This window comes from Spirillospora sp. NPDC049652 (genome assembly GCF_040675125.1).
GTDB lineage: Bacteria > Actinomycetota > Actinomycetes > Streptosporangiales > Streptosporangiaceae > Spirillospora.
This window is the reverse complement of record NZ_JBFAOF010000262.1, coordinates 1-8,234: the sequence shown is the minus strand read 5'-3', so window position 1 is coordinate 8,234 and position 8,234 is coordinate 1. Positions and strand designations below refer to the sequence as shown.

The 8,234-nt window shown below is 74.8% G+C and carries 8 protein-coding genes and 1 pseudogene; 8 read left to right on the top strand and 1 reads right to left on the bottom strand.

The genetic code is table 11. The annotated features are described in order from the left end of the window. Nucleotides 1-68 precede the first annotated feature (68 nt). The 3 genes and pseudogenes from AB0J52_RS18420 to AB0J52_RS18410 all read left to right on the top strand — a co-directional run. A pseudogene (locus AB0J52_RS18420) lies at nucleotides 69-626 on the top strand (serine/threonine-protein kinase); the annotation flags it as partial. 208 nt (nucleotides 627-834) lie between these two features. Then, nucleotides 835-1,575, top strand: a complete 741-nt coding sequence (locus AB0J52_RS18415) for a serine/threonine kinase C-terminal domain-containing protein (RefSeq protein ID WP_500182803.1) — start codon at nucleotides 835-837, stop codon at nucleotides 1,573-1,575. A gap of 7 nt (nucleotides 1,576-1,582) precedes the next feature. Further along, a complete protein-coding gene (locus AB0J52_RS18410; protein ID WP_500182802.1) occupies nucleotides 1,583-3,064 on the top strand; it encodes an FAD-binding oxidoreductase in 1,482 nt (493 codons plus the stop codon). 63 nt (nucleotides 3,065-3,127) lie between these two features. On the opposite strand, the gene AB0J52_RS18405 is transcribed toward AB0J52_RS18410, so the two are convergent. After that, complete coding sequence (locus AB0J52_RS18405) at nucleotides 3,128-3,982, bottom strand: hypothetical protein (RefSeq protein WP_500182801.1); 855 nt, start codon at nucleotides 3,980-3,982, stop codon at nucleotides 3,128-3,130. A 111-nt stretch (nucleotides 3,983-4,093) separates the two neighbouring features. Between AB0J52_RS18405 and hisN the strand changes: the two genes are divergently transcribed. The 5 genes from hisN to AB0J52_RS18380 all read left to right on the top strand — a co-directional run. Next, the gene (hisN, locus tag AB0J52_RS18400; protein ID WP_500182800.1) at nucleotides 4,094-4,906 is read left to right on the top strand and encodes a histidinol-phosphatase; all 813 of its coding nucleotides are present in this window, start codon (nucleotides 4,094-4,096) and stop codon (nucleotides 4,904-4,906) included. Nucleotides 4,907-5,059: 153 nt separating this feature from the next. Continuing rightward, entirely contained in the window at nucleotides 5,060-5,251 is a 192-nt protein-coding gene (locus AB0J52_RS18395) for a tail-anchor membrane protein (protein ID WP_500182799.1), read from the top strand. A 131-nt stretch (nucleotides 5,252-5,382) separates the two neighbouring features. After that, a complete protein-coding gene (lhgD, locus tag AB0J52_RS18390; RefSeq protein ID WP_500182804.1) occupies nucleotides 5,383-6,561 on the top strand; it encodes an L-2-hydroxyglutarate dehydrogenase in 1,179 nt (392 codons plus the stop codon). Nucleotides 6,562-6,633: 72 nt separating this feature from the next. Then, on the top strand, nucleotides 6,634-7,491 hold the full coding sequence (locus AB0J52_RS18385) for an MmyB family transcriptional regulator (RefSeq protein WP_500182798.1): 858 nt from the start codon (nucleotides 6,634-6,636) through the stop codon (nucleotides 7,489-7,491). A 52-nt stretch (nucleotides 7,492-7,543) separates the two neighbouring features. Continuing rightward, nucleotides 7,544-8,234 (top strand): SDR family NAD(P)-dependent oxidoreductase (locus tag AB0J52_RS18380; RefSeq protein WP_500182797.1); only part of this gene is annotated, 691 nt, incomplete at its 3' end.

Sequence of the window (8,234 nt, the reverse complement as noted above, 5' to 3'; positions counted from 1 at the left end):
TCGACCGCGAGGTCGCGGTCAAGGAGGTCGTCCTGCCGCCGGGCCTCGCGGACGAGCAGGTCCGGCGGGTGCACGAGCGGACGTTCCGGGAGGCCCGCTCGGCGGCCCGGCTCGACCATCCCGGCATCGTGACCGTCCACGACGTCGTCGAGGAGGACGGGCGGCCCTGGATCGTCATGCGGCTCGTGCGCGCGCCCGCGCTGGACGCGCACCTCGACCGGGAGGGCGGCCCGCTGCCGCCGGAGCGCGTCGCCGCGATCGGCCTCGACCTGCTGGACGCGCTGCGGCACGCGCACGCCGCCGGGGTCGTCCACCGCGACGTGAAGCCGGGGAACGTGCTGCTGGGGGCGGACCGGGCCGTCCTGACCGACTTCGGGATCGCCGCCATCGCGGGCGACGAGACGCTGACGCAGACCGGCGTGGTCGTCGGCTCCCCCGCCTACCTCGCGCCCGAGCAGGCCCGGCACCAGAAGGCGACGCCCGCGTCCGACCTCTGGTCGCTGGGCGCGACCCTGTACGCGGCGGTCGAGGGCCGCCCGCCGTACCAGCGCGACAGCGTGTGGAACGTGATGGCCGCGCTGCTGGCGGACGAGCCGGACCCGCCCCGCCTCGCCGGGCCGCTCACCCCCGTCCTGACCGGGCTGCTGCAACGCGACCCGGACCGCCGCATGGACGCGGACGAGGCCGAGCGCGCGCTGCGGCGGGCCGTCCAGGAGCCCGCCCCGGTCCCCGGCCCGCCGGACGGCTCGGCGGCCGGCGCTCCGGACGCCCCGGCGCCGTGGCTCTCTCCGGCCGTGCCCGGCTCTCCGACCCCCCCCGCCGAAGGACCCTTCGGTGGACGTCCACGTCCCGTCGCCGGTGCCGCCGCCCGCACCGCCGCCCTTCGCGCCGTCCGCCGGGGAGGACACCCGGCCGCCAGCGCCGTCCGGACGGGTGCCGTGGCAGATCGTCATCCCGGCGGGGGCGCTCGGCATCCTGCTGCTGGCGGCGGTCGTCGTCATGGCCGTCTCCCTGAACGACCGAAGCCGCACCAGCGCGACCGGGAACCCGCCCACCTCCTCCCCGCCGACCGCGCGGGCGACCTCGCCCACGAGTCAGGCGCCGTCGTCCTCAGCGCCCGTAGCCAGCGGCTACACGCTCTACGACGGAGGAGACTTCAAGGCGGCCTACCCCACGGGCTGGACGGTGACCGACAGCGGCGGGCAGGCCACGTTCCGCGACCCGGCGGCGGGCGTCGTCCGGGGCATCTCGGCGTTCAAGTCGACCGGTCTCTTCGTGAGCAACGCGGTGACGCTCGACCAGGTCAGCCGGCGCCTTCGCGAGAGCGGCGACTACCGCACCTACCACGAGGTCAACCGGCGGAACTCCGTACCGCTCGGCGGCCACGACGCGGCGGAACTGGAGTTCACGTTCACCAAGGCGACCGACGGGAAGGACATGCAGGGCAGGGTGAAGGTCCGGGTCTTCCAGGTCAGCGGTGGCGCGGAGGCCATCCTGCTCGCCGCCTCGCAGAAGGACTGGGACGGCGGCCTGAGCGCCTACGAGGAGTTCTGCAAGTCCTTCCAGCTCAAGTGACGAGGTCATGGCGTTAGAACGGCGTACGTTCCTCCTGGCGGCCGGAGCGGGCATCCTGGCCGGATGCTCCTCGTCCCCCGGCAAGCCCTCCCCCGCGCGCACGAGCCGGGCCTCCCCGACCGGGCCCGCTGACTGGAACGCGCTCGCACGCGGGCTGCACGGCCGGGTCGTACGCCCGGGGGACGCCGACTACGACCGCGCCCGCCGGCTCTACATCCCCCGCTTCGACGACGTCCGGCCCGCCGGGATCGCCTACTGCGCCCAGCCTTCGGACGTCGCCGAGTGCATGGCGTTCGCCGCGCGGCAGCGGATTCCCGTCGCCGTGCGCAGCGGAGGCCACAACTACGCGGGCTGGTCCACGGGAACGGGCCTGGTCATCGACGTCTCGCCGATGGACGCGATCGACATCGGCGGCGGCCACGCCACGGTCGGCGCGGGCGTCCGGCTCATCGACCTGTACGCGCGGCTCGGTTCGCGCGGGCTCACCGTCCCCGGCGGCAGCTGCCCGACGGTCTCGGTCTCCGGCCTGACGCTCGGCGGCGGGCTCGGCGCGACCTCCCGGGCGTTCGGGCTGACCTGCGACGCCGTCGAGTCGCTCCGGATCGTCACGCCGGACGGCGTCGTCCGCGAGTGCGACGCGTCCCGGGAACCCGACCTGTTCTGGGCCTGCCGGGGCGGAGGCGGCGGCAACTTCGGCGTCGCGGTCGGCTTCACCTACCGGACCCACCGGGTCCCCGACCAGGTCACGCCGTTCACGATGAGCTGGCCGCGGTCCCGGGCCGCCGAGGCGCTGCGCGGCTGGCAGCGCTGGCTGCCGTCCGCGCCCGACGAGGTCTGGACGAGCTTCCAGCTCGACGCCACGCGCGGCGTCTCCGTCGAGGGCTTCGCGCTGTCCGACCCGTCCGGGGCCACGGACGCCCTGGCCGCCGCCGTGGGCGGCGCGAGCCCGGGCCTTGCCGCCCACCCCCAGTCCTACACCGACGCCATGCTGCGACTGGCGGGCTGCGTGGGGCAGACCGTGGACGAGTGCCATGCGCAGGGACGACTCCCCGGACAGCACATCGCAGGCCGGTTCCCCCGCACCGACTACACCGCCAAGTCGCACATGGCGCGCCGCCCGCTCCCGGACGACGCGATCGAGTCACTCGTGCGGCGCGTCCGGGGACGCGATGGACGGTCCGTCCTGCTCGACGCGATGGGAGGGGCGATCGGCCGCGTCGCCCCGTCCGCCACGGCCTTCCCGCACCGCGACGCCCTGTTCTCGGTCCAGTACCTCGCGCCGAGCGACGACATGGCGTGGCTGCGCGGCGTCCACCGCGCCATGGACCCGTACCTGGGCGGCGCGGCCTACGTGAACTACATCGACCCGGAACTGGCGTCCTGGCGCACCGACTACTACGGCGCGAACGCCGGCCGCCTCGGCGCGGTGAAGGCGAAGTACGACCCGAACGCCCTGCTCCGCTTCCCCCAGGCCATCACCCCGGCCTGACCGCAGCGGGCCAGGGCGGACGGTCGGGCGGTCAGACGGTCGGGCGGTCAGACGGTCGGGCGGTCACTCGTCGGCGAGGTGCTCGAACAGCGTCGCCGCGCGGGCCTCGGTCTCCTGCAGCGCCCGCACGTGCTCGGGCGCCAGTTCCTCCACGCAGTCGGTCATCTCCTGCGTGACGTGCGAGAACGCCGTCTCCTCGGCGGCCCGCAGCGCGGCCCGGACGGTCGCCGACCGGGCGCCGAGCGTGGCCCACTCCAGTTCGAGGCGCGCCACCGCCTCGTCGAACGTCCGGGACAGCTCGGTGCTCTCCTCGCGCAGGTCGTCCGGCACCGGCCCGCGCCCCGACTGCCGGGCGCGCGTGGACAGGCCCGAGATCCGGCTCGCCAGCGCCAGCCCCTCCCGCGCCATCGGCAGCACGCCGTGGATCAGCTCGGTGACGGCCTTCGCCAGCTCCTCCACCCGCGTCAGGAGCGTCTGCGTGGCCTCCTCCAGCGCCGCCGACGTCCGCCCGGCGACCTTCTCGGCGACCTCCCGCTGCCGCCGGGTCAGCTCGGGGACGATCTCGCCCTCCAGCCGGCGGCGCAGCTCGCGGGCGCGGTCGCCGGCCCGGTCGGCGGGGAGCGTCCGCTCCAGCCAGTCCGACCAGATCCGCTCCACCCGCTCCGCGCCGGACGCCGCGATCTCGGCGGTGATCTCGTCCATCGCCTCCCCGGCCCGCGTCTTCAGCCGGTCGACCCGCCCGTACAGGGCGTCCCGCTTGAACGGGTCGTTCAGCTCGTTCAGCAACGCCTGCAGCCGGCGGGACACGTCGATCGCGTGCTCCGCCAGCGGGACGAGCCGGTCGGCGAGTTCGTCGAGCGTCGAGGCCCGGCGCGGGTCGGTCAGTTCGGCCACCCATCCGGGAAGGTCGTGCGCCATGCCGCCATCGTCCCATCCCGGCACGCTCCGCCGCCTTTCCGCCACGCTCCGGCGCCCGACCTTCCGGACCGGCTGTCGTCCCGGCGGGCGGTCGCGGTAGCGTGTGCGGCCGTGGCGAGCTATTCCGATGACCTGCGGCTGGCGCACGTGCTGGCGGACGCGGCCGACGACATCACCACCAAGCGGTTCCGGGCGCTGGACCTCGCGGTCGAGACCAAGCCGGACCTGACCCCGGTCAGCGATGCCGACCGCGGCGTGGAGGAGCAGATCCGGTCCACGCTCAGCCGGGCGCGGCCGCGCGACGCGGTCGTCGGCGAGGAGTACGGGCGGACCGTCGGCACCGGGGGCAACAGGCGGTGCTGGGTCATCGACCCGATCGACGCCACCAAGAACTTCGTCCGCGGCGTCCCGGTGTGGGCGACGCTGATCGCGCTGATGGAACGCGACGAGGTGGTGGTCGGCGTGGTGTCCGCGCCGTCGCTGCACCGCCGCTGGTGGGCCATGCGCGGCGGCGGCGCGTGGACGGGCCGCAGCCTGAACCGGGCGCAGCGGATCCAGGTGTCCCAGGTGGCGGACCTCGCGGACGCCTCGCTGTCGTTCTCCTCGCTCAGCGGCTGGGAGGAGCAGGGCCGGCTGGACCGGTTCCTCGACCTCACCCGCTCGGTGTGGCGGACGCGCGCGTTCGGCGACTTCTGGTCGCACATGATGGTCGCCGAGGGCGCGGTGGACATCTCCGCCGAGCCCGAGGTGTCGCTGTGGGACCTGGCCGCCCTCCAGGTGATCGTCGAGGAGGCGGGCGGCATGTTCACCGACCTGTCCGGGGTGCCCGGCCCGGACGGCGGCAGCGTCGTGTGCACCAACGGCCGGCTGCACGCCGAGGTCCTGAAGGCGCTCGGCGGGGGCCGCCTCACCCTCCGCGTCTGAGCCCCCGGAGCGCGCTCGGACGGCGGGAGGGCCGCTGCCTGCGCCGATCCGTGCGGGGCGTCGCTCGACCGGCGGGGAAACGCGACATATCGTGGAACCGGCGGCCCGGCCCGGCCGTCTGTATAGGTGGGCGGCCGTACGGAGGTTCAGACCATGTCATCCCCGGCAAAAATCGCGATCGGCGGCGTGATCGTCGCACTGGTGCTCTGGTTCTTCCTGCCGACCTGGGTGGTCGGCCTGCTGGTGCTCGCCGCGATCGGCCTCCCGGTCGCCGGGTACCTGATGCTCGACCCGTCCCAGCGCAAGCGGGTGCGCGCGCAGAGCCGCAAGCGCCTCGGCAGCTGACCTCGGGCAACCGAGGGGGGCATGCGGGTCCGGGTGACGCGGGCGCGGTGGCCGGTTCCGGGCGGTGCCCGGGAGCCGGTCGAGCCTGGGCAGGTGGAGCGCCCGGCCCGTAGGGTGCCCGGGTGACCGAAATGCGCATCGGCGTGGTCGGCGCGGGCATCCTCGGCCTGGCGGTGGCGCGCCGCCTCGGCGAGGTCCGCCCGGGCGCGGAGATCACCGTCCTCGACAAGGAGGACCGGGTCGCCGCGCACCAGACCGGCCACAACAGCGGCGTCGCCCACGCGGGCCTGTACTACGCCCCCGGCTCGCTCAAGGCGACCCTGTGCCGCCGCGGGATCGGCCTGCTCAAGGAGTACTGCGCCGACCGCGGCCTGCCGTACGACGAGTGCGGCAAGGTCGTCGTGGCGCGCACGTCCCGCGAGCTCGAACCGCTCCTGGACATCGAGAAGCGCGCCGCCGCCAACGGCGTCCCCGGCCTGCGCCGCCTCACGGCCGCCGAGCTGCGCGAGGTCGAGCCGAACGCGCGCGGCGTGGCCGCCCTGCACTCCCCCACGACCGCGATCGTCGACTTCCCCGCGATCGCCCGCGCCTACGCGCGCGACGTGACCGACGCCGGCGGGACGCTCCGGCTCGGTTTCGAGGTCACCGGCATCTCCCGCCGGGGTGAACGGGTCGCGGTCACCTCCGGCGACGAGGAGCTGGTGTTCGACCGGCTGGTGGTCTGCGCGGGCCTGCAGTCCGACCGGGTGGCCCGGCTCGCGGGCGACGGCCCGGGGCCGGCGATCATCCCGTTCCGCGGCGAGTACTACCGGCTGACCAGGCCGGACCTCGTGCGCGGGCTGATCTATCCCGTCCCCGACCCGCGCTACCCCTTCCTCGGCGTCCACTTCACGCGGCGGGTGGACGGCGGGGTGGACGTCGGCCCGAACGCCGTCCTGGCCCTGGCCCGCGAGGGCTACCGCCGCCGCGACGTGAACCTCCGCGACCTCCGGGAGACGCTGGCCTGGCCGGGCTTCGGCGCGCTGGCCAGGCAGCACTGGCGGACGGGCGCGAAGGAGGTGTACGGGTCGCTGTTCAAGCACGCCTTCGTGAAGGAGGCGCGCTCGTTCGTCCCGTCGCTGAAGGCGTCGGACGTGGTGCACGCACCGGCGGGTGTGCGGGCCCAGGCCATCGACCCGGACGGCTCGCTCGTGGACGACTTCCGCATCAGCCGCCTGGGGCCGGTCACGTCCGTCCGCAACGCCCCGTCGCCCGGCGCGACGTCGTCCCTGGCCATCGCCGAGTACGTCGTCGCGGAGGCGTTCGGGTAGGAGTGCCGGGGCCACCCGGATCCGGCGTCCGCCGCATAGCGTGCGAGGCATGACGGATCAGGAGGTGTGCGCATGACCGACCGGAGACTGGCCGATTTCCTGCGGGCGCGGCGGGCGCGGGTCCGGCCCGAGGACCACGGGCTCGCCCCCGGCGCGGACCGCCGCACCCCGGGTCTGCGCCGCGACGAGGTCGCGATGCTGGCCGGGGTGAGCACCGACTACTACGTCCGGCTGGAGCAGGGCCGCGAGACGCGGCCGTCCGCGCAGGTCCTGGACGCGCTCGCCGACGCGCTGCTTCTGGAGGACGAGGCGGCCGCCCACCTGCGCGGACTCGTCCAGGCGCCGGCCCGCCGCCGCGCGTCCCGCCGGGAGCACCTGCACCCGAACATGGCGTCCCTGATGGCGCGCTGGCCGGACACCCCGGCGCTGGCGCTCGGCCGGTACCAGGACGTCCTCGGGACCAACGCCCTCGGCGCGGCGCTGTTCGAGTGGCTCGGCGACGAGACCAACCTGCTGCGGGCGCTGTTCCTGAACCCGGCGGCCCGTGACTTCTACCGGACGTGGGACCGGGTCACCGAGAACTGCGTGGCGTCCCTGCGCGCCGCGTCCGGCGACGACCCGGGCGATCCGCGCCTGGTCGGGCTGGTCGGCGAGCTGAGCATCCGGAGCCCGGAGTTCGCCCGGCTGTGGGCGCGGCACGAGGTCCGGTCGAAGACGCGCGAGGCGAAGCTGTTCCGCCATCCGCGCGTCGGGGATCTGACGCTCGGCTACGAGGTCCTGACGGTCAACAGCGCCCCGGGGCAGCAGCTCGTCGTCTACCAGGCCGAGCCGGACAGCCCGTCCGAGGAGTCGCTGAAGCTCCTCGCGTCGCTGACCGCCTCCCCGCCCGCCGGGAACGCCGCCGGCGGTCGGTCCGTCCAGGCTGGCTGACCTGGCCTTTTCCCCTTATCTGAGCATCACCTCACCAGAAGGTCTACTTCTCATGTCTGTTTGGTTCATCACCGGTGCGTCCCGCGGCCTCGGCCTGGAGATCGCGAAGGCCGCGCTCGCCGAGGGCGACCGGGTCGTCGCCGCCGTCCGCGACCCGGAGGCGATGCCCGGCCTGGACGGTGACCACCTCACCGTCCGCCTCGACGTCACCGACGAGCGGCAGGCCCGGGACGCCGTGGGCGCGGCCCTCGACCGGTACGGCCGCATCGACGTCCTGGTGAACAACGCGGGCTACGGCCTGTTCGGGGCCGTCGAGGAGATCAGCGACGCCGAGGCCCGCGCGCTGTTCGACACGAACGTGTTCGGCCTGCTGAACGTCACCCGGGCGGTCCTGCCGGCGTTCCGCGCGCAGCGCTCGGGCCGGGTCGTCAACATCGGCTCGATCGTCGGCCTCGCCGCGGGCCCGGCCACGGGCGTCTACGGCGCGTCCAAGTACGCCGTGGAGGGCATCACCGAGGCGCTGAACGCCGAGCTGGGTCCGCTCGGCGGGCACGCCACGGTGGTCGAGCCCGGCTCGTTCCGGACCGGCTTCCTCGGCTCCGGCAGCATGCGCCGCGCGGCGACGTCCCTCCCCGAGTACGGGGAGACGGCGGGGAAGGTGACCCGGGTTCTGGCGACGAGGGACGGGGTCCAGCCGGGCGACCCGGCCAAGGCCGCCGCCGCGATCCTCGCCGCGCTGGACG

What these genes read in the sequence shown, in the direction of transcription:
- AB0J52_RS18395 (WP_500182799.1), top strand. Translation starts at nt 5,060, where the DNA reads ATGTCATCCCCGGCAAAAATCGCGATCGGCGGCGTGATCGTCGCACTG.
- AB0J52_RS18405 (WP_500182801.1), bottom strand. Translation starts at nt 3,982, where the DNA reads ATGGCGCACGACCTTCCCGGATGGGTGGCCGAACTGACCGACCCGCGC.
- lhgD (WP_500182804.1), top strand. Translation starts at nt 5,383, where the DNA reads ATGCGCATCGGCGTGGTCGGCGCGGGCATCCTCGGCCTGGCGGTGGCG.
- AB0J52_RS18385 (WP_500182798.1), top strand. Translation starts at nt 6,634, where the DNA reads ATGACCGACCGGAGACTGGCCGATTTCCTGCGGGCGCGGCGGGCGCGG.
- AB0J52_RS18410 (WP_500182802.1), top strand. Translation starts at nt 1,583, where the DNA reads ATGGCGTTAGAACGGCGTACGTTCCTCCTGGCGGCCGGAGCGGGCATC.